The 24,719-nt window shown below is 58.9% G+C and carries 20 protein-coding genes; 13 read left to right on the top strand and 7 right to left on the bottom strand.

Annotated elements, in window-relative coordinates:
• Window positions 1-4 precede the first annotated feature (4 nt).
• Window positions 5-736, bottom strand: a complete 732-nt coding sequence (locus SOP85_RS19580; protein ID WP_323608942.1) for a YqiA/YcfP family alpha/beta fold hydrolase — start codon at window positions 734-736, stop codon at window positions 5-7.
• Between the two features lie 297 nt (window positions 737-1,033).
• On the opposite strand from SOP85_RS19580, the gene kdsA reads away from it, so the two are divergent.
• Both kdsA and kdsB read left to right on the top strand, forming a co-directional pair.
• Complete coding sequence (gene kdsA, locus SOP85_RS19575) at window positions 1,034-1,876, top strand: 3-deoxy-8-phosphooctulonate synthase (protein ID WP_323608960.1); 843 nt, start codon at window positions 1,034-1,036, stop codon at window positions 1,874-1,876.
• Window positions 1,877-1,907: 31 nt separating this feature from the next.
• Window positions 1,908-3,194: a 3-deoxy-manno-octulosonate cytidylyltransferase gene (gene kdsB, locus SOP85_RS19570; RefSeq protein WP_323608941.1), complete on the top strand. Its 1,287-nt coding sequence runs from the start codon at window positions 1,908-1,910 to the stop codon at window positions 3,192-3,194.
• A 185-nt stretch (window positions 3,195-3,379) separates the two neighbouring features.
• Here the strand turns inward: kdsB and SOP85_RS19565 are convergent, their stop codons facing one another.
• Window positions 3,380-4,312, bottom strand: a complete 933-nt coding sequence (locus tag SOP85_RS19565; protein ID WP_323627928.1) for a KpsF/GutQ family sugar-phosphate isomerase — start codon at window positions 4,310-4,312, stop codon at window positions 3,380-3,382.
• Window positions 4,313-4,568: 256 nt separating this feature from the next.
• Between SOP85_RS19565 and SOP85_RS19560 the strand changes: the two genes are divergently transcribed.
• The 10 genes from SOP85_RS19560 (at window position 4,569) to SOP85_RS19515 (ending at window position 17,720) form a co-directional block, all read left to right on the top strand.
• A complete protein-coding gene (locus tag SOP85_RS19560; protein WP_323627927.1) occupies window positions 4,569-5,627 on the top strand; it encodes a phosphotransferase family protein in 1,059 nt (352 codons plus the stop codon).
• A gap of 290 nt (window positions 5,628-5,917) precedes the next feature.
• Window positions 5,918-7,993 carry a capsular polysaccharide biosynthesis protein gene (locus tag SOP85_RS19555; protein ID WP_442967925.1) on the top strand — a complete coding sequence of 692 codons (2,076 nt, stop codon included), beginning with the start codon at window positions 5,918-5,920 and terminating at the stop codon, window positions 7,991-7,993.
• On the top strand, window positions 7,930-9,252 hold the full coding sequence (locus SOP85_RS19550) for a capsule biosynthesis protein (RefSeq protein WP_323627925.1): 1,323 nt from the start codon (window positions 7,930-7,932) through the stop codon (window positions 9,250-9,252). The genes SOP85_RS19555 and SOP85_RS19550 overlap by 64 nt, the downstream gene beginning before the upstream one ends.
• Complete coding sequence (locus SOP85_RS19545; protein WP_323627924.1) at window positions 9,249-10,025, top strand: SDR family NAD(P)-dependent oxidoreductase; 777 nt, start codon at window positions 9,249-9,251, stop codon at window positions 10,023-10,025. Before SOP85_RS19550 ends, SOP85_RS19545 begins: the two co-directional genes overlap by 4 nt.
• Window positions 10,026-10,029: 4 nt before the next feature.
• The gene (locus tag SOP85_RS19540; RefSeq protein WP_323627923.1) at window positions 10,030-11,538 is read left to right on the top strand and encodes an LTA synthase family protein; all 1,509 of its coding nucleotides are present in this window, start codon (window positions 10,030-10,032) and stop codon (window positions 11,536-11,538) included.
• Window positions 11,528-12,124, top strand: coding sequence for a GNAT family N-acetyltransferase (locus SOP85_RS19535; protein WP_323627921.1), 597 nt, complete (start codon window positions 11,528-11,530; stop codon window positions 12,122-12,124). The genes SOP85_RS19540 and SOP85_RS19535 overlap by 11 nt, the downstream gene beginning before the upstream one ends.
• A complete protein-coding gene (locus SOP85_RS19530) occupies window positions 12,121-13,563 on the top strand; it encodes a capsular polysaccharide export protein, LipB/KpsS family (protein WP_323627920.1) in 1,443 nt (480 codons plus the stop codon). The genes SOP85_RS19535 and SOP85_RS19530 overlap by 4 nt, the downstream gene beginning before the upstream one ends.
• A 508-nt stretch (window positions 13,564-14,071) precedes the next feature.
• Window positions 14,072-14,530: an REP-associated tyrosine transposase gene (locus SOP85_RS19525; protein WP_323627919.1), complete on the top strand. Its 459-nt coding sequence runs from the start codon at window positions 14,072-14,074 to the stop codon at window positions 14,528-14,530.
• 267 nt (window positions 14,531-14,797) lie between these two features.
• Window positions 14,798-16,152 (top strand): IS3 family transposase gene (locus SOP85_RS19520; protein WP_442967923.1). Its coding sequence is split into 2 segments (ribosomal slippage): window positions 14,798-15,254 and window positions 15,254-16,152, totalling 1,356 coding nucleotides; the frame shifts between segments, so codons are not numbered across the junction.
• A 119-nt stretch (window positions 16,153-16,271) separates the two neighbouring features.
• Window positions 16,272-17,720, top strand: a complete 1,449-nt coding sequence (locus SOP85_RS19515; protein ID WP_323607661.1) for an MFS transporter — start codon at window positions 16,272-16,274, stop codon at window positions 17,718-17,720.
• A 6-nt stretch (window positions 17,721-17,726) separates the two neighbouring features.
• Here SOP85_RS19515 and SOP85_RS19510 read toward each other — a convergent pair whose 3' ends face one another.
• The 3 genes from SOP85_RS19510 to SOP85_RS19500 form a co-directional block, all read right to left on the bottom strand.
• Window positions 17,727-18,653 carry a transporter gene (locus tag SOP85_RS19510; protein WP_323627917.1) on the bottom strand — a complete coding sequence of 309 codons (927 nt, stop codon included), beginning with the start codon at window positions 18,651-18,653 and terminating at the stop codon, window positions 17,727-17,729.
• Between the two features lie 130 nt (window positions 18,654-18,783).
• Entirely contained in the window at window positions 18,784-20,136 is a 1,353-nt protein-coding gene (gene gudD, locus SOP85_RS19505; RefSeq protein ID WP_323627916.1) for a glucarate dehydratase, read from the bottom strand.
• 42 nt (window positions 20,137-20,178) lie between these two features.
• Window positions 20,179-21,546, bottom strand: coding sequence for an MFS transporter (locus SOP85_RS19500; RefSeq protein ID WP_323627915.1), 1,368 nt, complete (start codon window positions 21,544-21,546; stop codon window positions 20,179-20,181).
• A gap of 399 nt (window positions 21,547-21,945) precedes the next feature.
• Here SOP85_RS19500 and SOP85_RS19495 point away from each other — a divergent pair, with 399 nt between their 5' ends.
• The gene (locus SOP85_RS19495; protein ID WP_323627942.1) at window positions 21,946-22,656 is read left to right on the top strand and encodes a FadR/GntR family transcriptional regulator; all 711 of its coding nucleotides are present in this window, start codon (window positions 21,946-21,948) and stop codon (window positions 22,654-22,656) included.
• A gap of 175 nt (window positions 22,657-22,831) precedes the next feature.
• Here SOP85_RS19495 and SOP85_RS19490 read toward each other — a convergent pair whose 3' ends face one another.
• Window positions 22,832-24,127 carry an OprD family porin gene (locus SOP85_RS19490; RefSeq protein ID WP_323627912.1) on the bottom strand — a complete coding sequence of 432 codons (1,296 nt, stop codon included), beginning with the start codon at window positions 24,125-24,127 and terminating at the stop codon, window positions 22,832-22,834.
• 129 nt (window positions 24,128-24,256) lie between these two features.
• Window positions 24,257-24,712 (bottom strand): type II 3-dehydroquinate dehydratase, encoded by a 456-nt coding sequence (locus SOP85_RS19485; RefSeq protein ID WP_323607667.1) that lies wholly within the window; start codon window positions 24,710-24,712, stop codon window positions 24,257-24,259.
• Window positions 24,713-24,719 lie beyond the last annotated feature (7 nt).

Raw genomic sequence — 24,719 nt, 5'->3', positions numbered from 1 at the left:
TATATCAGGCTCTTGGAAACTTCACATGAATCCCACCCATCAAATCACGATGAGCAAAAACCATATCTACCATCTTCAGAAAACCATTTAGACCCTGATAATAATATTTGTGTTCAAAATCGAAAGCATTGCCAAAGATCAAACCGACCCCAGGCGTCTTTGAGCACAATTTAAAAAGAGCATCTCTATTTACGATATCCATAGGGTGCTGTCCAAAAACTGCACCAATCACACTATTCCGCGACTTAAACGAAAAATCATTAATATTGTATTTTTGCTCTATCTCATCAATAACATCTTTTAGCTTTGGCCATGCAGTTTCATAGGTAAGCTCTAGACTAACCTGTGGGTTATTAACAACCGCGTTAGCATTAAAAAACAACGCCAGATCGATTGCCGCGAAACCCGCCATAGAAGCGCCACAAAAAACTACATTTTCTGGCTTATAATCCTTGACAACCTCACGAATGACGCTGCGCACATGCATGCCACGATCATTTCTTAAATAGTAAGTGTTATCAGGATCAACCAAGCAGAGCACGTCACCAGGGTAGTCGCGATAATAGCTTTTCACACCCGCATAGACGCCTTTATTCATCAAGGTCGCCAAACCGATCAACAGTTTGTTTTTACCTTTACCCCGATCAATGTAAACAACCTTCTCGCCGTTAATCAGCTTCGAATGGCTGGCAACAATCTCGTCGTACTCCACATCTACTTCCAACTCAGTCGACACCTCGCCCCCTCATCAATACCGCCATTCTGCACATTGATTAACCATATAGGGTTATCGGCAGCACTCTTGTTAAATTTAGGCCAACATTAGCTGAATTTCGCTGTCGAAACGACGGCTTCGCCAACCCAGAAAAGCATGACGAAATACATCAAATCGACGAAAAAATCAACAAATATCTTATTAACGATTGATCAATGGAATTGATACACCCTATCAAATAGACCACATACTCAAAAACAATTAATATTAATTGTTGAATGAATCAACGCGCCACACATTCTCCGAAATGGACTATAGATCTTGAAAATCACCCCAACCATCGAATGCTCCAACAACACCCCTTTCGTCCTGTTCGGCGGCATCAACGTCCTTGAATCCCTGGACCTGGCCCTGACCGCCTGCGCCGAGTACGTGCGTGTCACCGAGAAACTGGGCATTCCTTACGTCTTCAAGGCCAGCTTCGACAAAGCCAACCGCTCGTCCATCCACTCCTATCGTGGCCCAGGCATGGAAGAAGGCCTGCGTATTTTCGAAGCGGTAAAGGCCGAGTTCGGCGTGCCGGTGATTACCGACGTGCACGAAATTGAACAGTGCGCACCTGTCGCCGAAGTGGTCGATGTGCTGCAGCTGCCTGCATTCCTGGCCCGTCAGACCGATCTGGTAGTGGCTCTGGCCAAAACCGGCAAGCCAGTGAACATCAAGAAGCCTCAGTTCCTGAGCCCATCGCAAGTGCAGAACATCGTGCACAAGTTCAAGGAAGCCGGAAACGACCAGTTGATCCTGTGCGATCGCGGCACATGCCTGGGTTACGACAACCTGGTAGTAGACATGCTGGGTTTCGGCGTGATGAAGCGCACCTGCGCGAATCTGCCGATCATTTTCGACGTAACCCACGCCCTGCAACAGCGTGATCCGTCGGGCGCTGCATCGGGCGGTCGCCGTGAGCAGGTCGTTGAACTGGCCCGTGCCGGTATGGGCGTTGGCCTGGCTGGCCTGTTCCTGGAAGCTCACCCGAACCCGGATCAAGCCAAGTGCGACGGCCCAAGCGCCCTGCCGTTGGATCAACTGGAGCCGTTCCTGGCGCAGATCAAGGCACTGGATGACCTGGTCAAGTCGTTCCCACCTCTGAACATTGCTTGAAGCCAAATCTGTTGAAACAAGGATTGTGAACATGGCAAGTACAGAACAACGGGTCGCGATTGTCATTCCGGCCCGCTACGGCTCGACTCGCCTGCCGGGCAAGCCGCTGGCTGATATTGCCGGCAAGCCGATGGTGCAACACGTTTATGAACGCGCCCTGCAAGTTGCCAATGCCCATGTGGTGGTGATCGCCACTGACGACGAGCGCGTTGCAAAAGCAGTGCGGGCGTTCGGTGGTGAGTGCGTCATGACCTCGCCAGATCACCCCTCCGGCACCGACCGGCTGGCCGAAGTCATGGCGCAGATCGACGCCGACATTTACATCAATCTGCAGGGTGATGAGCCACTGGTGCGTCCGGCGGACATCGAAGCGCTGGCTGCGGGCATGCTCGCTGATGCGAGCGTAAAGGTCGGCACTTTGTGCCACCCGATCGAAGCGCACGAAGCCGGCAACCCCAACACCGTGAAAGTGGTGCTGGCCAATAACGGTAACGCGCTGTACTTCAGCCGTTCGCCGATCCCCTACCCTCGGGATGGCGAAGTCGCTCACTACCTCAAGCATGTCGGTGTCTACGGTTATCGTCGCGATGTACTCGCCGACTACAGCAGCCTGCCACAGCCGATGCTGGAGCACGCGGAGAAACTCGAGCAACTGAGGCTGATGGCCGCGGGTTACTGCATTCGGGCCTACCAGGTCGCGCCGACCGGCCCAGGCGTGGACACCCAAGAATGCCTGGAGCAGGTGCGGGCGCTGATGAGCGGCCAGGCACCTGTCCCTCGGCCGACCCTTAACGACATTCGTCTGGTGATCACCGATGTGGATGGCGTGCTCACCGACGGCGGCATCTATTACGACGCCACGGGTGAATGCCTGAAGCGTTTCCATGTGCGTGATGGCATGGGCATGCGGTTGCTGGAAGAAAACGGTGTGCGGGTGGCGGTGTTGTCGGGGCGTGATTCGGCAACGCTGCGCAAGCGCGTGGCTGACCTGGGCATTACCCTCTGCCAGTTCGGCGTGAAGGACAAGCAGGCAGCCTGCAACCAGTTGATGGCGGAAGCCGGTGTCAGCGCTGAGCAAACGGCGTGCATTGGTGACGACTGCATCGACCTGCCGGCTTTCGCGGCGTGCGCCTTGTCGTTTGCAGTGGCGGATGCACCAGTGTATGTGAAAGCTGCTGCCACCCACGTATTGGATGCAGCGGGCGGTACCGGTGCGTTCCGTGAAGTGGCGGACAGTATTCTGTTTGCTCAGGGCAAGGATGCGGTACTGGGCACTGCGGCGGGTTATGCGCAGGTGATGGCGAAGATGGCGCAGTAAGCCGACGAGTCATTCTTGGAATAGAAATACGGGGCCGATGTTGGGCCCCGTTTTCGTTTATGCACATCGACATTTGGACTACGCGGAGCGCAGCGCTTTCACGCCTGGTGGGTGCACACCTGATATCGACGGCGCCCTTTCGGGCGCTTTCGCTGGCAAGCCAGCTCCTACAGGGATCGTGTGTATCAGTCGAAGATTTCGACGACGCCTACGACAGCGTTTTCGCTGTTGGTGACGGCCAGGGCACGGATCTTGTTGTCGAGCATGTAGGCTTCGGCTTCCGACAGCTGCGAATCATCCTTGATGGTGTGCGGGTTGGCGGTCATGAAGTGGGCGACGGTAGTGTGGATAACGCCTTCGTTTTCCAGCAACGCGCGACGTAGGTCACCGTCAGTGACGATACCGACCAGGACGCCCTCCTCCATCACCACGGTCAGGCCCATGCGGCTTTGAGTCATCACCAGCAGGCAGTCGTGGAAGCTGGTGGCCGGGGTGACGATGGGTGCCGGCGAGTGCATGACGTCGCTGACGCGGGTCAGCAGCTTGCGGCCCAGGCTGCCACCGGGGTGGTAGCGAGCGAAGTCCATCGGCTTGAATTGAATGGCTTCGATCAAGGCCACCGCCAGGGCATCACCCATGGCCATGGTCGCCAAGGTGGAAGTAGTCGGTGCCAGGTTGTTTGGGCACACTTCTCGCTCGACGGAGATGTCCAGCCAGATATCCGCGTGCTTGGCCAGAGTCGACTTTCCGTTGCCGGTCATGGCGATGATTTTGTTGCCGAAGGATCTCAGGCTCGGAATCAGCTTGATCAGCTCCTCGGTCTCGCCGCTGTAACTGATCAGGATCAGTACGTCGATCGGCTTGAGCATGCCCAGGTCGCCGTGGAAGGCTTCAGCCGGGTGCAGGAAGAAACTCGGGGTGCCGGTGGAGGCGAAGGTCGCGACCATCTTTTGCCCGATCAGGCCGGATTTGCCCATGCCGCACACGACGGTGCGACCTTTGCAACCAAGGATCAGTTCGACTGCACGCTGGAATTCGCCATCCAGGCGCTCCGCCAGCTGACTGATGGCTTGCGCCTGGGCGCAGAGGGCTTCTTTGGCAATTGGAAGGTGATTCATGAGAAATCCTATCGTTCCTTGATTTTGAAGGCGCGTATGGTAACGGCTCAACACCGGTCAGGGAACGTCAATAGCCTTCCGTCTGTAGGAAATTTCCCAAGAACAGCTCATTACGCGCCAGGTAATTGGCAAACAATGGGCGGAATCCGTACTATCGCGCCCCTTCTAGTCAACTGTTACGGGAAGTGGGCAAGGATCGCGCCGCCTTCACGGGTGTGTCAGGCAAAAAATGGAAGATTGCTTACAGTTGGAACGCATGGGTATCGAATCGAACATCACTACACTCGTCAGAAGCAGGAATGTCTACTGGTTGAGCCGCTCCACGCTGGAAAAACGGTTGAGCTTTTTCCTGCCTTTTTATCGTGTGGGTGGCTTTAGCATCGTCACCACCGACCTGGCGTCCAATGCCTCGTTCGTCAGTTACGTGCGCCATCACCGACTGACGGATCTCGATACCGGAGCCACGGTTGATGTGATCGAAAAGTCGATTCGCAAAATTCTCTTTATCCCCAGCCTCGAGTCACGCTTCTATCGGGAGCGCAACGTGCTATGGGGAAGCGTTCATTTCAAGCATCCCATTTGCCTGGGCGTCATTGAGACGCCGTGGGAAAGCCTGATTTTTACCAGTTACGTGCAAGGGCGTCCGCCACGCCTGGCAGCTATCGCCAAGATCATGGCACCGGGCATTGCCGAGATCGAGAATCTGTCCAGCCGTTATCTGGGGTTCTCGGCCTGGTGGCAGGCTCCCAAGTTCTGGACCATGGATTTTTTTCGGCCTTGGTATCTAGTGCGGCCGCGCTTCAATTTCGAGCGCTATTTGCACTCCCTTGACGAACTGGCTCGGGACGATCAGCGTTTTGCCGACCTGCCAAATCGGCTCCGCGCGTTGCGGCCGATCTTGCGTCGCGAGGCCAAGGGGGCAAAAAACAGTCAGCGCTGTTTTTGCCATATGGATTACTTGCGCAAGAATTTCTTCCAGTCGCCCCAGGGTCTGCAGATGATCGACTGGAGCGAGTTCAAGATCGGGCGTGTCGGCTTTGACGGTGGTTCCTATGTGAGTGCGGTATTTCGGCGCAGCGACATGGAACGCTTCATGACCGTTCGCGCCGAGTTCCTCGCTACCTATGTCGAGGTGCTGGACTCGCGGTTCGACCGGCAACAGGCGCTGCGCAACCTGGATTACTTGTTCCTGCAAAACTCCCTCTGGTATTTCCTGCGGCCTACGACCATTGCTGACTATAAGCGGCGGGGCAAGATGGATCTGTTGCATGCGAAATACGAGTATTTGCTGGCGCTTCCATTTTCTGGCCGTTAGGCGAGTCAATACGGTCGTTGAAGTGAGGACGCCTTCGCTGGCAAGCCAGCTCCTACAAGGATGCGTAAGGCGTTGGCTTTGTTTATTTGCGGTTGTCAATCGCACTGTGAGAGCCACGGATGCCGCTCATCGGGCCGTTGGGTGGACGACCTGCTGGCATTTAATCAAATCTCGATTTATGTGAAAAAGTCGCCAGATTCTTCGTACTTTTGTGAATGGCTACCCTCCATTTGTATTATCATTCGAGTCAAATTTCATTGAGCATCTCCTGCAGGCACACGCACTGATGCATGCCTGACTATGAGTGCGCCCGTTACGGATATCCGCTGTTTTTTATGGACAATGCCGCTCCACCGCGTCGCTTTTTGCTGATTCTGTCTAAAGGTGCGCAACAGATCCCTACCCTCCCCGCCTTGCTGCCCGAGTATCGGCTGCTGTGTGGAACGGTGGGCGACATTGCCCAGGCTGATGAGGTATTGGCGTGGGGACGCAAACCCAGCGCGCTACGTGCAAAGGCGGCTGCCGATGCTGCCGGGTTGCCGCTGATCACGGTCGAAGACGGTTTTTTGCGCTCGGTGGGCCTGGGGGCTGAAGACCCGCCGCTGTCGCTGATCGTCGACCCGCTGGGCATCTATTACGATGCCAGCAGCCCTTCTCGCCTCGAACAACTGATTCCCCTGCCGCTGACCCAGGCACAGGTGCTGCGTGCCCGTGCCTTGCAGGCGAGCTGGTGCGAAGAGCGTGTGTCGAAATACAACGGCGCGCGGATCGATCGTTGTGTGTTGCCGCAGCCCTGCGTGCTGGTGGCCGATCAGACCCGTGGCGATGCCTCGTTGCAAGGCGCCACTGCTGCCGATTTCCAACGCATGCTCGACGCCGCGCTGACCCGCCATCCGCAGAGTACGGTGGTGGTCAAGGTGCACCCGGACGTGGTGGCCGGGCGCAAGCAGGGGCACTTCGACCTGGCGGCGTTGCGCAAACATTCTCGGGTGCAGGTGATCAGTGACAACGTGCACCCAGCCGAGCTGCTCTCTGCTGTCCAGGCGGTGTATGTGATGACCTCGCAATTGGGCTTCGACGCCCTGTTGTGGAACGTGCCGGTGCACACTTTTGGCATGCCGTTCTATGCCGGCTGGGGTTTGACCCTTGATGCGCTGCCCGCGCCTGAGCGACGCCGGCCGGTCAGTCTTGAGCAATTGCTGCATGCCGCGCTGGTGGAATACCCGCGTTATGTCGACCCGGAGACGGGGACGCCGTGCCAGGTCGAGACTGTGTTGGAGTGGCTGGGGCTGCAGCGAAGAATGCGCAGTCGATTGCCCCATGCCTTGCAAATGGTCGGCTTCAGCAAGTGGAAACAACCCTTGGTGCTCGACTTTTTCAATGGGTCGTCCATTCGGTTTCTCGGGCGTTTCTCCCGTCGTCGCGTGGCCGCTCCGGTCATCACATGGGGTTGCCAGCACGACACGCCCCTGTACGCAAAAGCGGGTAGCCACCTCGGCCGCGTCGAAGACGGCTTCCTGCGCTCCGTCGGCCTGGGCGCAAAAAAAACCCGCCCGTTGTCCTGGGTCTTCGACGACCTGGGCATCTACTACGACGCCACCCGCCCCTCCCGCCTGGAACACATCTTGCAAAACGAGCCCTGTGCACCGGGCTTGTTGCAGCGGGCGGCGGCCTTGCGCGAAGCGATCTGCAAGGCCGGCGTGACCAAGTACAACCTGCCCGGCACCCCGTGGAAACGCCCCGCCGGGGTCGAACGGGTGATTCTGGTGCCGGGCCAGGTAGAGTCCGACGCGTCGATTCGTTATGGCGCGCACCGGATCCGCCGCAATCTGGATTTGCTCAAGGCGGTGCGCGAGCGTCATCCGATGGCGTGGCTGTTGTACAAGCCGCACCCCGAAGTACTGGCCGGCACTCGCGAGGCCGGCGTAGATGAAGAACGCACCAGCGACTGGTGCAACCAGGTGGTGGGCGATGTGCCTTTCCACTCACTGTTGTCCGAGGTCGACGAGGTGCATGTGCTGACTTCGCAATCGGGATTCGAAGCTTTGTTGCGCGGCGTGCCGGTGACCACTTATGGCCAGCCGTTCTATGCCGGTTGGGGGTTGACCGTGGATCGCGACCTGAGCCCGGACGTCCAGGCGCGCCGCACGCGGCGCCTGAGCCTGGATGAGCTGGTGGCCGCGACCCTGATCCGCTACCCGACTTATGTCAGCCGCATCACCCGAAAATTTACGACTCCTGAACGAACGCTTATCGAGATCCAGAACTGGGATGAAGTACCAACGCAAGGAAGAACTCCAACATGGCGAGAGATGATTCAGCGTTTGCTCCTTACGGTTTTGAAACCACGCCTTCGCAAATCCTAGTTCCCCTGCAGCGCTCCCCACGCCCGGTACGGGTGAAGCCGCGTAACTCGTTCCTGTTCCTGCAGGGCGTCAGTTCGCCGTTTTTTTCGCGCCTGGCCCAAGCCCTGCGCAACGAAGGTCAACGGGTCAAGTCCGTCAGCTTCAACATGGGCGATACCCTGTATGGCACCGGTGCGCGCGTATTTTATTCGGCGCGCCCCGAGCAGTTGGCGGATTTCTACAGCCACTGCTTCAAGGCAGAGCACATCACCGACGTGGTGTTGTTCGGCGATTGCCGTCCGGTGCATCAACCGGCGGTGGAGCTGGCCAGGTCGCTGGGCATTCGCGTGCACGTGTTCGAGGAAGGTTACTTTCGCCCCTACTGGATCACGCTTGAGCGCAATGGCGTGAACAATCACTCGCTGCTGCCCCGGGATCCGGAGTGGTATCGGGAGGTGGGCAAGTACATCCCGCGTTACCACAACGGCAATGCATTTCGCCTGTCCTTTGCCTCCCGGGCCCTGCACGACGTGATGTATCACGTCGGCGGCGCGCTGAACAAAGTGGTGTTCCCCCATTACAAGACCCACGCGCCGTTCAACGCGGCGGTGGAATATGCGGGCTACGTTCGCCAGGGCATTCGCCTGATGAGTGCCAAGGGCCGCGACTCCGAGGTGATCAGTGAGGTGGCGCGCAATCGCCACCGCACCTTCCTGTTGCCCCTGCAACTGGACAGCGATGCGCAGATCCGCGACCACTCGCCGTTCCGGCACATGAAGGATGTGCTCAAGCACGTGATGGGTTCGTTCGCCCGCCATGCCGGCAGCGATGCGCGACTGGTGGTGAAGAACCATCCGCTGACCCCCGGTATCGTCAATTACCAGCGCATCACCCGGCGCATTGCCCACAAGCTGGGCATCGCCGACCGCGTGGACTTCATCGAAAGCGGGCACATGCCGACGTTGCTGTCCCACGTCGCCGGCGTGGTCACGGTCAACAGCACCGTGGGCGGCTCGTCGCTGATGCACAACGTGCCGACCATCGCCCTCAGCGACCCGATCTACAACCTCAAGGGGCTGACCCACCAGGGCGGCCTCGACGAATTCTGGAACCACCCGGAACCACCTGACTCCACGCTTTTTCAACGCTTTCGCAGCACGGTGATTCACACCACGCAGGTCAACGGCGGTTTCTATACCCGCTGTGGTATCGACATGGCGGTGAACAACTCCCTGGAAGTGTTGATGGCCAAAACCTCGAAAATCGAACAGTACCTATGACGCTGCACAAGTCTCCACGCTGCATTCTCATCACCGGTGCCACAGGCGGCATCGGCGGTGCCCTGGCGCCGGCCTATGCGGCGCCGGGAGTGACCCTGATCCTGCAAGGCCGGCGCCTGGACCGCCTGGAAGAAATGGCCGCGCAATGCCGCGCCCTCGGTGCCCGGGTGTTGCTGCAACCGCTCGACGTGCAGGACCTGGAGGCCTTGCGGCGCTGGATCGGCGAGATCAGCGTGAGCGAGGCACCGGACCTGATCATCGTCGGCGCCGGGGTCAACACCTCCACCGGCGATAATGGCGAGGGCGAAATCTGGGAGTTGTCCCAGGCGCTGATCGAAATCAACGTGCTGGCGGCATTGGCCACGGTGCAGGCGGCGCTGCCGTTCATGCGTGCGCGCAAGTCCGGGCAGATCGCCCTGTTCAGTTCGCTGGCGGGCTGGCGCGGGCTGCCGGCCACCCCGAGCTACAGCGCCAGTAAGGCAGCGATCAAGGCCTACGGCGAAGCCATGCGCGACCTGGTGGCGGCGGACGGGGTGAAGATCAACGTGATCATGCCCGGCTACGTCGAATCGAAAATGTGCTTTGAAATGCCCGGGCCAAAACCCTTGCTCTGGGTCCCGGAGAAAGCCGCGCAAAGGATTCAGCGCGGCCTGGCGGCGAACCAGGCGCGGATCAGTTTTCCGTTCCCGCTGAACCTTGGATGCTGGGCCCTGGGGGTTATCCCGCCACGGCTGTCGTCGATCATTTTGCGGTGGCTGGATTACGGTGCCTGATGTGTTGAGTAGTGCGTTTGGTCTGGTGGTGGTGTTCGGGTTCGTCCTGTCGTGCGCCTTCGAAAAACTCCTGGTGCCCTGCCCCGGCTGGCGTCGCCCGTTGCGCGCCTGGCTGTTGCATGCCGGCGCCTGGGCGTTCGCCGTCGGCTTGCTGTACCTGATCACCGGCCGTGCCTGGTTCAGCGCGGTGAACGTGCTGGCCCTGTGGCTGTTGATCGTGCTGGTGAGCAACGCCAAATACCATTCGCTGCGCGAACCCTTCGTCTGCGCCGACTTCGAATACTTCAGCGATGCAGTGCGCTATCCGCGCCTGTACCTGCCGTTCTTTGGCATCGGCAAGGCCATTGGACTGGCCTTGCTGTTTGTCGCCTACCTGGCCTGCGGGCTGTATTTCGAACCGGTTGGCGCCAACGCCCGCGCCGTGGCGACGGGCACCTTGCTGGTTGGGTTGGCACTGCTCTGGCTGGGCGGATTGAAGCCGTTGCAACCGACCTTCGACGCCGCGCTTGACCTGGGTCGCTGGGGCCTGGCGGGCAGTTTGTGGACGTACTTTTTTGCCGCCCGGCGTCCCGTGGCGCTGGCGTCATTGAACTCGCCGTTTCTTGGCGAGGAGGCACTCCCCATGGCCGATGCCACCCTGGCGGACCTGGTGTCGGTACAGAGCGAATCGTTTTTCGATGCGCGCCGACTGTGGCCCGGCATTCGTGGGCAGGTGCTCAGCCAGTTCGACACCTTGCGCGATGAAGCGCTGGCCCAGGGCCGGTTGCAAGTGGCTGCCTGGGGGGCGAATACGGTGCGTACCGAGTTTGCCTTCCTGACCGGGATCAAGGTCGACCAGCTCGGTGTCCACCGTTTCAACCCTTATCGCCATCTGGCGCGCCAGGGCGTTGCCAGTATCGCCCTGGAACTCAAAAGCCGAGGCTACCGCACGGTGTGCGTGCATCCTTATGTGGGCAGTTTCTACGGTCGAGACAAGGTGTTGCCGGCGCTGGGCTTCGACGAATTCATCGATGTGCGCAGCTTCACAGAGCAGCAGAAGGCCGGGCCGTTTATCGGTGACTGCGCGGTGGCCGACAAGATCAGCGAACTGCTCGATGCCCCGGGTCGCACGCAGCCGTTGTACATCCATGCCATCACCATGGAGAACCATGGGCCGTTGCACTTGGAAAGCGTCGCGGCAGCCGATCTCGGACAATGGTTCGACCGTCCCCTGCCTGAAGACCTGCGCGACCTCGCCCCGTATGTGCGCCACCTGAGCAACGCCGACCGCATGCTCGGCCAGTTGCGCGAGCACTTGTTGGCGCGCGGCACCCCGACCGGGCTGTGTTTCTTCGGTGACCATGTGCCGATCCTGCCCGACGTCTATGGCGCCCTGGGTGAGCCGGATGGCGATACCGAGTACTTCATCTGGTCCAATACCGCACGTAACGGAAGTGCCCCTGCGGACCTGGGTGTCGAGCACCTGGCCAAGGCGTTCATCGACCACCTGGCGGCGGCGCGCGATGCAGCGTGAGCCCGTGCAAATCCTCCTTGCCTCCAGTACCTCGGAGCACACGCCTGCGATTGCACGCTGGATCACCTCGGGGCGCGGCTCGCTGGCGTTCATCCTCGGCGACGAAGATTGCCGTTTCCGCCTATTGGCGGACGGGATCAATTGGGACCGGGTAGTGCTTGCCTATCGCAGTGATGGCGCCGTCGGTTATGCGACGTTCAAACACCATCGACGCGGGCCGTTTTCACCTGGGTTGCGGCCCTTCGTGCGTGAGTTCGGCCGGTTGGGCGGCACGCTGCGCTACGGGCTGTTCATGATCAGCGAGTGCCGCGAGTGGTCCTACGGGTTTTACCTGTACGGCTTGCGCGTGCACAAAGTCGCCCGCCGCCAGGGCGTCGCCAGCACCTTGTTGCAGGCGGTGTTCAAGCAGGCGCTGGGCAGCGGCCATGAAAAAATCGAGCTGGAAGTGCAGGCGAAAAACCTCGCCGCCCGGGCGTTTTATGTCCACCACGGCTTTGTGTCGATACGTACCAAGAGCTGGCTCAGCCGCCTGATGCCGATCCCCACGGTCATCAATCTGCGCCGCAGGTTGTCGTCCCGCCCATGAGTGCCCACGAAATGCATCGACCCGTCGCCCTTGAGTCCCTGGTGGAAGGCCCCGGCTGGGTGGGCATCATGTCGCAGTGGGTGATGTGGAAGGTCTTTCACCTTAGCGAATTCCTGGACCCTGAAGGGACGCCGCAGTGGCTGTGGCGACGCGGTCAACAGCGGCCGGCGGGATTGAAGGCGATTTCCGGGATCGGCTACAAAAGCTCGTCCGACCATGCCCGGGTGTTGTGCAAGCGCTGGGGTATTCCCTATGTGGCGCTGGAGGACGGCTTCTTGCGTTCTTCGTCGCTGGGGGTGGAAGGCGATACGCCGATGTCGATGGTGGTCGATCCGATCGGTATTCACTACCTGGCCGATCGGCCTTCGTTGCTGGAAAACATTCTGCAGGCGCCTCACAGCCTGAGCGCAGAGGATCTGGCCACCGCACAGGAGTTGATTGCGCTGATGCGCAGCAGTGGCATCGGCAAGTACAACAATGCGCCGGACCTGGGCGATGACGATCCGCTGGGTCGGGATCGGCCGTTGGTGCTGGTGGTGGATCAGACCTTCGGCGATTTTTCGATTCCCGGTGGCGGGCTGTGTGAAGCGGACTTTATTCGAATGCTCGATGCGGCCCTGGCGGAAAATCCCGAGGCGGATGTGCGGGTGCGGATTCACCCGGATTGCGTCAGCGGCCATAAGAAGAGCTGCCTGCTCGATGCCGCGCTCGAGCGCGGCCTGGTGCTGGAGAGTCGTCATGTGTCCTGGGCCTCCCTGGCGCGCCGGGCCCAGCGGGTGTATGTCGGCACCAGCCAGGCTGGGCTTGAGGCGTTAATCCAGGGCATCCCGGTGACCTGTTTTGGCCTGCCGTTCTATGCCGGTTGGGGTTTGACCGATGACCGCCTGGCCCTCCCCCGCCGCCAGGCACGCCCGACCCTGGAGCAATTGGTGGCAGCGGCGTATATCCGCTATTGCCGTTATGTCGACCCTTTGACCGACCAGCGCTGCGACGTCATGACTGTGGCCCGGCAATTGGCTCGGCAGAAGCAGCAGGACAGTCAGTTTGCCGGGAGCGTGACGGTGGTTGGCGTGCCTCGGCGTGAGCGGTTGGCGATGCGCAGGTTGCTGAATAGCCGCTGGGGGGTGTTGACGTTTGCTCGCGATAACGCCGAGTTGCTCCCGGCGGTGGCTCGTGAAACGGGCAAGTTGTTGGTGTGGCATGCGTGCCAGTCTGGCGACCTACAAGTTCGTGCAGAGGCCCATGGCGTGCCGCTGTGGCGTATCCGCCCGGATGCGTTGGAGTTGCCGTGTGGCGAAGAACAACCTCTGGCACAGATCCGTGGATTGCCTTGCAGCCCGCAACAGGCTCAAGCTCACAACGCCCGCCCGAAAACCAGCCTGCTCGAGGGCTGTGCACGGTATCGACAGGTTCGTCGGTACCTCAAGGGTATGCTCTGACGATTGTCGGCTGTCTTGATTCTTGTATCGGGCTTGAGGGCCTCTTCGCTGGCAAGCCAGCTCCTACAAAAAAATCGTGGCATTGCCCGGGACCTGTAGGAGCCGGCTTGCCGGCGAAGGCGGTCTTGAATTTTGTATTTGGCTTGAGGGCCCCTTCGCTGGCAAGCCAGCTCCTACAAAAAAATCGTGGCAATTCCCGGGACCTGTAGGAGCCGGCTTGCCGGCGAAGGCGGTTTTGAATTTTGTGTTGGGCTGGCGGGCCTCTTCGCTGGCAAGCCAGCTCCTACAAAAAAACATCGAGGTAATTCGCAGAAACTGTAGGAGCCGGCTTGCCGGCGAAGGCGGTCTTGAATTTTGTATCGGGCTTGAGGGCCTCTTCGCTGGCAAGCCAGCTCCTACAAAAACATCGTGGCATCTGGCTTAGTCATATCCGGAACCAAACCTTTTCAATGTTAAATTTCCTGCGCACTAGCCTTACCTTTTTCGACTGATCAAGGAGGGCAAGGGATTGTCCATTCGATCACATGCCAACCATCTGCGCTCCGGGCGCTACTCGCAGTCCGGACAGATATACCTGCTCACCGCCGTTACCCGCCTGCGCGAACCGCTCTTCAGCGATTGGCGTGTCGGACGGTTGGTGGTCGAGCAATTTCGTCAGGCCCAGACAGAGGAGCAGGCCAATTCCCTGGCCTGGGTGGTGATGCCTGACCATTTTCACTGGCTGATCGAGCTCCAGAACAACACGCTGGCTGGCTTGATGAGGGCGACCAAATCCCGTTGCGCGAGGGCCGTGAATGCCCGCTTAGGTCGGTCGGGGCAGATGTGGCAGAAAGGTTTCCATGACCGGGCGATTCGTCGCGAAGAGGATTTACGGGCCGTGGCGCGTTACATCATTGCCAATCCATTGCGGGCTGGCCTGGTCAGGCGGGTACACGATTATCCATTGTGGGACGCCATTTGGTTGTAGGAGCCGGCTTGCCGGCGAAGGCGGTCTTGAATTTTGTGTTGGGCTGGCGGGACCCTTCGCTGGCAAGCCAGCTCCTACAAAAAACATCGTGGCATTGCACGGGACTTGTAGGAGCCGGCTTGCCGGCGAAGGCGGTCTTGAATTTTGTATTTGGCTTGAGGGCCCCTTCGCTGGCAAGCCAGCTCCTACAAAAAAATCGTGGCAATGCCCGGGATTTGAACTGCCCCCCAAAAGTTGGACACCGATCCTGACTTTTGGGGTGTTCCAATGGGCAAGTATTCCGTTCAGTTCAAAATCACAGCTGCTGAGGCCTACATCCACGGCGACGATGGGTTTCGAAAAATCGCCAATCGCTACTCAATTGATTGCAGTCTCCTGCGTCGTTGGGTTGCCGCTTTCCAAGCCCGAGGCAGCGCGGGTCTGCAAGCGAATGGTCACCACTACAGTGCGGCGTTCAAGCTTTCGGTCGTTGAATGTATGCACAAAGAACGACTTTCCTGTCGCGAGGCCGCCACCCGTTTTGGGCTCGGTCAGTCTTCGCAGGTGGGCATTTGGGAGCGCCAGTATTACAGTGGCGGTCTTGATGTACCCAAGAGAAAAAAGACTGTCTCCATGCCAAAAAAATCGCCCGTCCCCCCTCAATCCCCGCTCGTAGATGATGATTTGAAAAGTCGGGAACAACTCAAGGCCGAGCTTGAATATCTGCGCATGGAGAACGCCTATCTAAAAAAGCTCGAGGAAATAAGGGAGGCTCCGAACAGGAGCCATCCCCCCAAGAAAAAACGCTCACCGTGATGGCGCTGCGCTCGAGGTTTCCTTTGGACGGCCTGCTCAGGCTGGCCAATCTCGCGCGCAGTACCTTCTACTATCAGGTCGGCGCGCTTCAGAAGCCTGACAAGCATGCAGACCTGAAAGCCACCATCCAGAGCCTCTACCATGAGCATGAGGGGCGTTTCGGCTATCGACGTATTACCCTGGCGATCCGCAAAAAAGAGCCGGTCAACGAAAAAAGGGTTCAGCGTTTGATGGACGACATGAACCTCAAATCGCTGGTGCGTCCAAAAAGATATCGGTCTTACAAAGGTCTGGTCGGCAAAATAGCGCCGAATTTGCTGGAGCGTAACTTTCTCGCGCAACGGCCCAATCAGAAGTGGGTGACCGATGTTACGGAGTTCAAAGTCGGGCTGAAGAAGCTCTATTTGTCGCCCATCATGGATCTGTACAACGGCGAGATCCTGGCCTACCAGATCGCTACGCGACCGAGTTTTGCCTTGGTAACCGAGATGCTGGATAAGGCTATTGAACAGCTGCAAGGCCCGGTGAATCTGGTGCTCCACTCCGATCAAGGTTGGCAATACCAACAACCGCGATACCAGCGCGCGCTGAAGGATCGAGGCATAAAGCAAAGCATGTCGAGAAAAGGGAACTGTTTGGACAATGCGGTGATCGAGAGTTTTTTCGGAACACTGAAGTCCGAGTTTTTCCACCTCAAGCGTTTTGAAAGTGTAGAAGAGCTCCAAACAGGCCTGGACAAGTACATCCATTACTACAACCATGACCGAATCAAGGCAAAACTTGGCGGACTGAGTCCTGTGGAATACAGAACCCGATCCGTTGGCTAGCGACAAAGACCGTCCAACATTTGGGGGTCAGTTCAGGTTTGTTGGGTGTGAATGTTGAACTCCCGATCCTGGGGCTGACTCCTAATTCACAACACACTGCACATGACCCAGTTGTGGCGATGACCCACCAACAAGCCGGCGCGATATTCCAAACCGATCTTCCAGCCCGCCTGGACCGCTTGCCGTGGGGCCGCTTTCACACCCTGCTGGTGGTCGCGCTGGGCATCACCTGGTTGCTCGACGGCCTGGAAGTGACCCTGGCCGGCTCGGTGTCCGGCGCGCTGAAAAACAGCCCCGACCTGCGCATGAGCAACTTCGATATTGGCCTGGCCGGTGGCATCTATATCGCCGGCGCCGTGGTCGGTGCCTTGCTGTTCGGCTGGCTGACCGATCGCCTCGGGCGGCGCAAGCTGTTCTTCATGACGTTATGGCTGTATGTCGGCGCCACGGCGGCCACGGCGTTTTCCTTCAATCTGGAAAGCTTCCTGCTGTTGCGCTTCCTCACCGGCATGGGGATTGGCGGCGAATACACGGCAATCAATTCGACGATCCAGGAATTCACCCCGGCACGCTATCGCGGCTGGGTCGACCTGACCATCAATGGCACCTTCTGGTTAGGCGCAGCCCTGGGCGCCGGCGGGGCCATTGTCCTGCTCGACCCGCAGGTGGTCGGCGGCGACCTGGGTTGGCGCCTGTGCTTCGGCATCGGTGCCGCGCTGGGCCTGGTGATCCTGGTGATGCGCCTGTGGCTGCCGGAAAGCCCGCGCTGGCTGCTGATCCATGGTCGGCACGATGAGGCGCGACAGATCGTCGAAGGCATCGAAGCGCGTCTGCGCGAAGAAGGCCATGAACTGCCGGCCGTGACCGCCCAACCCCTGCGCCTGCACGCGCGGGACCATACGCCGCTGGCGGAGATCTTCCATACCCTGTTCGTCAGCTTCAGGCGCAGGGCGCTGGTGGGGATGACCCTGATGGCTGCGCAGGCGTTCTTCTACAACGCGATCTTCTTCACCTATGCGCTGGTACTGACCGATTTTTACCAGGTGCCCGCCGAGCAGGTCGGCTGGTACGTATTGCCCCTGGCACTGGGCAATTTCTGCGGGCCGCTGCTGTTGGGGCGCCTGTTCGACGTGATCGGCCGACGGGTGATGATCAGCTTCACCTACGCGACGTCCGGGATCCTGCTGGCGCTCAGTGGTTATGCCTTCGAGCAGGGCTGGCTGGATGTCACCCAGCAAGCCGCGGCATGGATGGTGATCTTCTTTTTCGCCTCGGCAGCGGCCAGTTCGGCCTACCTGACCGTGGCAGAAACCTTCCCCCTGGAAATCCGCGCCTTGGCCATCGCCGTTTTCTACGCCTTTGGCACTGGCCTGGGCGGCATCATCGGGCCGATGCTGTTTGGCCAACTGATCCAGACCCAGCAACGCGGCAGTCTGTTGATCGGTTACCTGATCGGCGCGGCGTTGATGTGTGTGGCGGCGCTGGTGCAAGGGGTTTGGGGCGTGGCGGCGGAGCGGCGGGCGTTGGAGCAGGTGGCCCGGCCGTTGTCCCAGGCTGCGGACCCATGAACAGAATCAAAGCCCACCGCCGAAGCGATACTGCCAGATCATGCCAACAGCATCGAATTCGCTGCCGGTGCGGGTATATCCGCCATTACTTGCATTGAGCTTGATCGAATGGTTGCGGTTCAACGGCAGCGTGAGGGTGCACCCGTAGCGGGAGTTTTCCTGATAATCGTGGTTACTGACCCCATCAACCGAGCTTTTACCACCTTCGAACCAGGTCGCATCCAGCGAAGCCCAGACACCGTTGTCAAATGCATAGATAAGATGCCCCTGTACCTGGTAAATCGGGTCCTGGGACAGTACGCGGTCGCCGAGTAATTGGTCATTGTCGGTGAAAAACGTGCCCGCGCCCGACAGTTCCAGGGTCACTTGCCCCACACGCTTGGAAACCCCGAGTTCAGGCTTGAACGACCAGCGATTGTTGCCGAGATTGATCAGCCGGCTGTTGTCGTATTGGCCCAGTGGCGCCGTGACCGCCAGGCTGGCGCCGATGATCACATCCTGTTGGTAGCTGGGGAACTCGGCCAGGGACATCGCCGGGGCGCCATACAGGTTGACCGAAAAACGAAACCTGGGGTCGATCAACCCGGTGACATCACGCTTCCTGGGCTCGCCGGCAAGCAGCGCAGAGCCGGTCAATTTCGCCTCGGGCACGACGACATCGAACTTCCCCGAACGACCCCAGACGTCCAGGGACCGGGCAAAGGCGAACACGACCGTCTCGATCTTGAGCTTGGCATCTTCGAGCGGAATCGAGGGATTGGCCGTCACGTTGCCATGCAGATCGCTGTAGCCGAGGAGCAAAAAATTGATACCGACCGGCGTATTGGCATAGGACCTGGGCTCGAGATCCTCTGCCACTGCACCGGTGGCGAGCATGACGAGCGAAGCGGATGCGAACCGAATCAACCTGACGACGCAGAGAGTGTGTTTCATCCACATTCGCTCGCTTGCTGTGAGGACCTCCGGGGTTCTATGAGTTGTAGCGCATCTGCATTTGTTTGGCACTGAGCAAGCGGTTAATGATGCGATGCGGGGAAGGGGCACTGTTGGTGCCCCTCGTGAATCAGCGCACCAGGCAAGGCTGCTTGTTGTTGAAGCTCCACCCAGGAATCAGGAACTGCATGGCGACGCTGTCGTCCCGCGCACCCAGGCCCATGCCTTTGTAGAGTTCGTGCGCCTTGGCCACGGCGTCCATGTCGATGTCCACGCCCAGGCCATGCCGGGTCGGAACCTTGACGTAGCCACCTTCGATTTTCAGCGGCTCCCGGGTCAGGCGCTGGCCGTCCTGCCAGATCCAGTGCGTGTCGATCGCGGTGATCTCTCCCGGTGCGGCGGCGGCAACTTGAGTGAACATGGCCAGGGAGATATCGAAGTGGTTGTTGGAATGAGAACCCCAGGTCAGACCCCAGTCGTGACACATCTGGGCGACACGGACCGAGCCCTGCATCGTCCAGAAATGCGGATCGGCAAGCGGGATATCGACCGATTGCAGTTGAATGGCATGGCCCATTTCGCGCCAGTCGGTGGCGATCATGTTGGTGGCGGTCTTCAGGCCCGTGGCACGGCGGAATTCGGCCATGACCTCGCGGCCCGAGTAGCCGTTTTCCGCACCGCACGGGTCTTCGGCATAGGCGAGGGCGTGGTGCTGGTCCCGGCACAGGCGGATGGCTTCCTTGAGCGACCAGGCGCCATTGGGGTCAAGGGTAATGCGGGCGTCAGGAAAACGTTCGGCCAGCGCGGTGACCGCTTCGATTTCTTCATCGCCACGCAGCACACCGCCCTTGAGCTTGAAGTCGTTGAAGCCGTATCGGGCCTTTGCGGCTTCGGCAAGGCGCACGACCGCTTCGGCGGTCAGGGCTTTCTCATGGCGTAGCCGCAACCACTCGTCTTCAGCGTCGGACTCGTTGCGGTAGGCCAGGTCCGTGACAGTGCGGTCGCCGATGTAGAACAGGTAGCCGAGCATTTTCACCGCATCGCGTTGCTGCCCTTCGCCCAGCAATGCAGCCACCGGAACTTCGAGGAATTGACCCAGCAGATCGAGCAACGCGGCTTCCATCGCGGTCACCGCATGAATGGTGATGCGCAGGTCGAAGGTCTGCAGGCCGCGACCCGCCGCATCACGGGAAGCAAAGGTGCTGCGCATCTGATTGAGGATGCGTTGGTACTGGCCGATGGGCTGGCCGATCACCAGGCTGCGAGCGTCTTCCAGGGTTTCGCGGATGCGTTCGCCGCCCGGTACTTCGCCCACGCCGGTGTGACCGGCACTGTCCTTGAGAATGACAATGTTGCGGGTGAAGAACGGCCCGTGGGCACCGCTCAGGTTGAGCAACATGCTGTCGTGCCCCGCGACGGGTACGACCTGAAAACTGGTGACGACAGGGGACTGGGTGGTGTTGGCAGTATGTTCAGCGTTCATGGCAAATTCCTGCGTAATAAGGTCGGTCAGCGATCAATGGGTTCAGTGAGCTTTGCTCAGGGTCGCACCCGTTGCAGCGGCGTTTGGCGGCGTCAGCAGGGACGATGCTTTCGGCGAAGTCCTGGCGAAGAACACCAGGATCGCGGCGAGTACCGAAGTGCCGGCCAGCCCATAGAGGCCGCCCTGGATCGACCCGGTTGTCTGTTCCAGGAAACCGAAGGTCGTGGGGGCGACGAAACCACCCAGGTTGCCAATCGAGTTGATCAGCGCGATGACGGCGGCGGCGATGCGGGCATCCAGGTAGCCCTGGGGGATTGGCCAGAACAGCGAAGACGCTGACTTGAAGCCGATGGCCGCGAAACAGATGGCGACGAAAGCGAAGATCGGCCCGCCGGTGGTGGACAGGAACATGCCAGCCGCTGCAATCAGCAGGGCAGTGGCGACCCAGGCTTGCTGGAACTTGAACTTGCTCGACAGGGCGGCAAACGAGTACATGGCGATGATCGAGATCAACCAGGGAATCGAGTTGAAAAACCCGACCTGCACATCGCTCAGGTCGCCCATCTTCTTGATGATGCTGGGCAGCCAGAAGGTCGCTGCGTAGATCGTCAATTGAATGCAGAAGTACAAGGCGCAAAACAGCAGGATCTGACGATCCTTGAGGAGCTTGCCAATGGTCGGTTTCACGGTGGTCAGCGCTTCACGCTCGCGTTGCTCCTGATCGATGGCACCGACCAGTGCGTCTTGCTCTTCACGGGTCATCCACTTTGCATCATGAGGTTTGGAGTCAAGCCAGAACCAGACGAAAAAGCCCAGGAATACCGAGGCCAGGCCTTCGATGGCGAACATCCATTGCCAGCCGTGAAAACCGAAACCTTCGATCTGCAGCAGGGCACCCGACAGCGGGCCTGAAATCAGCGAGGCAACGGCCGAGCCACTGAGGAAGATGGCGATGGCCTTGCCGCGCTCGACGCCTGGCAACCAGCGGGTGAAGTAATAGATCACGCCAGGGAAGAAGCCTGCTTCGGCGACGCCCAGCAGAAAACGCAGGATGTAGAAGTGGGTTTCGTTCTGGATGAAGGCCATCAGCGTGGCCACGATACCCCAGGTGAACATGATGCGGGTCAGCCAGATGCGGGCACCGACTTTTTGCAGCAGCATGTTGGAAGGTACTTCGAACAGCGCATAGCCAATGAAGAACAGGCCTGCCCCCAGGCCGTAGGCGGCAGCGCCTATACCGAGGTCATGTTCCATGTGGGTGCGCACGAAACCGATATTGACCCGGTCGATGTAGTTGAGGATGAACATGATCACGAACAGCGGGAGTACATGCCTCTTCACTTTGCTCACGGCGCGCGCGAGAACCGAATCACTTTCTGGAACCACACATGCATTGCTTGAATTGTTCACAATTCAAATCTCCCACTGATTATTTTTATGCGGGTTTTAGCGTCACACCGGCGGCTTGTTGGGATCTTTGATGCGCCTCGTGTTGATAGACATCATACAAGTGGTTTTTCTAGTTCGCAATGCGATGGTCTGCGTTTTTGTCGTCGTGCTGCGCGATGAGAAATAGCTTGGTGTGAATTTCGCCCAGTATTATCTGGTGTTTATGCGCCTGAATTGAAGTTGTGCGGTGAGGTTTTTCACATCGGTCAGAGGAGAGGCTGTCACTCGGTTTTCGATTGATTAGGTGTGTTGTCATACAAGCTAGGGCCGTGTTGGCCCAACGAAGTACGTGCACAGTTCGCCAGGGAGTCACGGGTGGGTGTTAAGCTCTCAAGAGCGAAATTCTGTGGACTCAAATCTATGCAAATTGAAAGCGGAACCCCTGTCCGTAGACGATCCGCCAACCTGGCCCAGGGTGTGGTCGAAGCACTGACCCAGCGTATTTTGCTCGGACAATTGAAACCGGGCGAAAAGCTGCCCTCGGAATCCACCATCGTTCTCGAGCATGGCGTAAGCCGCACCGTTGTCCGGGAGGCGATCTCCAAGCTGCAAGCTTCGGGGTTGGTCGAGACACGACACGGCATCGGCACGTTTGTGCTGGAGCAGAAATCGCAGCCAGGGCTACGCCTGCATGTGGATACGGTCGCCAGTGTCAGGAGCATGCTGGAGCTGAGGCTGGGCCTGGAAGTGCAGGCTGTTGCGCTGGCGGCTGTTCGTCGAACTGACGATCAGCTCGCTCGCATGCGCCAGGCCTTGAATGATTACCAGGCTTCGCTGGCTAACAACGACAGTTGCGTCGAGGAGGACAAGCGCTTTCACCAGATCATTGCCGAAGCCACCGGCAATACTTTTTTCACGGAAATCATGCAGCACCTGGGCAACGCCATGATTCCTCGTAACCAGGTGAAGGTCGACGAGCGTGGAAGCGCGGACTTTTCACAATTGGGGCATCTGGCGAGTCTGGAGCACGAAGCGATTTTCAACGCGATCAAGCGCCAGGATCCCGATGCAGCTCGGGCTGCGATGGTGCTGCACTTGACCAATAGTCGGGATCGGTTTTCGGGAAACTGAAAAATTGTTGCGCCAGATGGCGAAATTCAGCACGGCGTTCAGGCCCGTGCCAGCGGCTGAATGACGGCTTCCCGGCAAAAAGATGGGATTCTGGCCGCAAAGGTGAAAGGGGATCAGACAGCTGCGTGCGGTCCATAGTGTTTCGGATGCACGCAGCTTGCTCAACTCGACAGCACTACAGCAACGAAATCGAGTAGCTGATAAACAGTCGGTTTTCGTCAAACTCATTGGTGCTGAACGTTTTGCGAATGCTGGAGTTTCGCCATTTCACGGTCAGGTTTTTCAAGGCACCCGACTGCACGACGTAAGCCAGTTCCGATTCCCGACCCCATTCCTTGCCATCGGTAATAGCGCCCGAGTGCACGTTGTCGCCACTCAAGTAACGATTCATCAGGGTCAGGCCAGGGACGCCGACCGTGACGAAGTTGAAATCGTGACGGACCTGCCAGGAGCGCTCCTGGGCGTTATCGAAACTGGAGTTGTAGCTGTCGTTGGCCAAGGTACCGCCGCTGGCACCGTTGACCCGCATCCACGCGGTATCGCCGGTAAGCTTTTGCAGGCCGACGTAAAACGTATTGCCGCCCAGTTTTGCCGAGAACAGGCCGAAGGCGGTCTTGTTGTCCATGTCGCCAGCCAGATGGGCACCGTCTTCCTTGCCGGTGAAAAAGCCCATGTTGGCGCCGAGCGTCCAGTCGCCCACGGGTTGGCTGTGGCTCAGGCTGAAGTACTGTTGCTGATAGATGTCCTTGAGTTCGTCGTACCAGAGCCCAACGGTCGTGCGCTTGTCGTTGAAGGTGTATTCACCGCCACCGAAGTTGAATCGATCGGAGGTGAACGCCGCTTTGCCGTTCATGGACATGTCTTCCATGCTCGCATCATTGCGCGGGCTGTTCTGTCTGATCTGACCGCCATACAACGTCAGCCCGCCGATTTCCTGGGAGGTGACCTGCGCGCCACGAAAGGTCTGCGGCAACGAACGACCATCATCGGAACGCAGGATCGGCAGGGTGCTGACCCATTCGCCGACTTTTACCACCGTTTTTGAAACCTTGGCCTTGGCGGCAACCCCCAGCCGTCCGAAGTTGTCAGCGGGGCGCCCATCATCATGAACCGGCAAAAGCTGAGTGCCGGCGGTGCCTTTGCCGCCGTCGAGCTTCTGCGAATAAAGCCCCAGCACATCAACGCCGAACCCTACCGGCCCAGGGGTGTAGCCGGAGCGTGCATCGAGGATAAAGTTTTGCGTCCATTCCTCCGCCTTGTTCTGCGGTGCGGCACTGTTCGGGTAGGCGGGATTGACGAAGTTGCGATTGATGTAGGCATTGCGCAGATTGAGCGTGGCAGTCGAGCCTTCGATGAATCCGCTGTTTTCATCGGCGTGAGCGACAGTCGCCGAGCCGGCACTGAGTGCCAGGGCCAGGCCGATCAAAGAGTAAGGTGCGGGCACGTTGCGGCTGAAACGGGTGTGGCGCATGGGGGATGTCTCGCGGTGAATTATTATTTTTTTCAGGGTTTTTTGCAGTTGGCGACTGAATTTCAGGCGCAAGCGGCCCTGGCAACAATCTGCCAAGGGACCGCCGTGTGAGCGTCTGGGGAAGGGGTGTCAGTGGTTGGCAACCTGACGACGCAGCAAGTCGTCAATGGCCCGGATGGCGAGGGGATATCCATCGGCGCCCATGCCGCAGATCACCGCATTGACCACACCCGACATGATCGAGTGGCGATGCAGTTCGTCCCGTGCATGGATGTTCGACAGGTGCAGCTCAATCAGTGGTGCGTCGAGCAACTTCAGCGCATCCAGGACCGGAATCGAGTGAAACGAAAGGCCGGCCGGGTTGATGATCACGGCAGCGCCTTGCTCGAAGGCCTCTTGAATCCAGTCGACCATTACGCCTTCGTGGTTGGTCTGGCGAAAGTCGATGACCAGATCAAGCTCTTCGGCCAGCCTCTCACTGCGTTGGCGGATTTGTTCGAGTGTGGTGTGGCCGTAGATGTGCGGCTCACGACGACCCAGCAGGTTGAGGTTTGGGCCGTTGAGGATGAAGACGGTGCGGTTCATGGTCGTC

This window comes from Pseudomonas sp. YuFO20 (genome assembly GCF_035064975.1).
GTDB lineage: Bacteria > Pseudomonadota > Gammaproteobacteria > Pseudomonadales > Pseudomonadaceae > Aquipseudomonas > Aquipseudomonas putida_AE.
Note: the sequence above shows the minus strand (reverse complement) of the source record. Positions and strands in the feature narration are given on the sequence as shown.

Excerpts from the sequence above, each read along its gene's own strand:
- kdsB (WP_323608941.1), top strand. The coding sequence starts at position 1,908 with ATGGCAAGTACAGAACAACGGGTCGCGATTGTCATTCCGGCCCGCTAC.
- SOP85_RS19565 (WP_323627928.1), bottom strand. The coding sequence starts at position 4,312 with ATGAATCACCTTCCAATTGCCAAAGAAGCCCTCTGCGCCCAGGCGCAA.
- SOP85_RS19560 (WP_323627927.1), top strand. The coding sequence starts at position 4,569 with ATGGGTATCGAATCGAACATCACTACACTCGTCAGAAGCAGGAATGTC.
- SOP85_RS19555 (WP_442967925.1), top strand. The coding sequence starts at position 5,918 with ATGCCTGACTATGAGTGCGCCCGTTACGGATATCCGCTGTTTTTTATG.
- SOP85_RS19550 (WP_323627925.1), top strand. The coding sequence starts at position 7,930 with ATGGCGAGAGATGATTCAGCGTTTGCTCCTTACGGTTTTGAAACCACG.
- SOP85_RS19545 (WP_323627924.1), top strand. The coding sequence starts at position 9,249 with ATGACGCTGCACAAGTCTCCACGCTGCATTCTCATCACCGGTGCCACA.
- SOP85_RS19535 (WP_323627921.1), top strand. The coding sequence starts at position 11,528 with ATGCAGCGTGAGCCCGTGCAAATCCTCCTTGCCTCCAGTACCTCGGAG.
- SOP85_RS19530 (WP_323627920.1), top strand. The coding sequence starts at position 12,121 with ATGAGTGCCCACGAAATGCATCGACCCGTCGCCCTTGAGTCCCTGGTG.
- SOP85_RS19515 (WP_323607661.1), top strand. The coding sequence starts at position 16,272 with ATGACCCACCAACAAGCCGGCGCGATATTCCAAACCGATCTTCCAGCC.
- SOP85_RS19510 (WP_323627917.1), bottom strand. The coding sequence starts at position 18,653 with ATGAAACACACTCTCTGCGTCGTCAGGTTGATTCGGTTCGCATCCGCT.
- gudD (WP_323627916.1), bottom strand. The coding sequence starts at position 20,136 with ATGAACGCTGAACATACTGCCAACACCACCCAGTCCCCTGTCGTCACC.
- SOP85_RS19495 (WP_323627942.1), top strand. The coding sequence starts at position 21,946 with ATGCAAATTGAAAGCGGAACCCCTGTCCGTAGACGATCCGCCAACCTG.
- SOP85_RS19490 (WP_323627912.1), bottom strand. The coding sequence starts at position 24,127 with ATGCGCCACACCCGTTTCAGCCGCAACGTGCCCGCACCTTACTCTTTG.
- SOP85_RS19485 (WP_323607667.1), bottom strand. The coding sequence starts at position 24,712 with ATGAACCGCACCGTCTTCATCCTCAACGGCCCAAACCTCAACCTGCTG.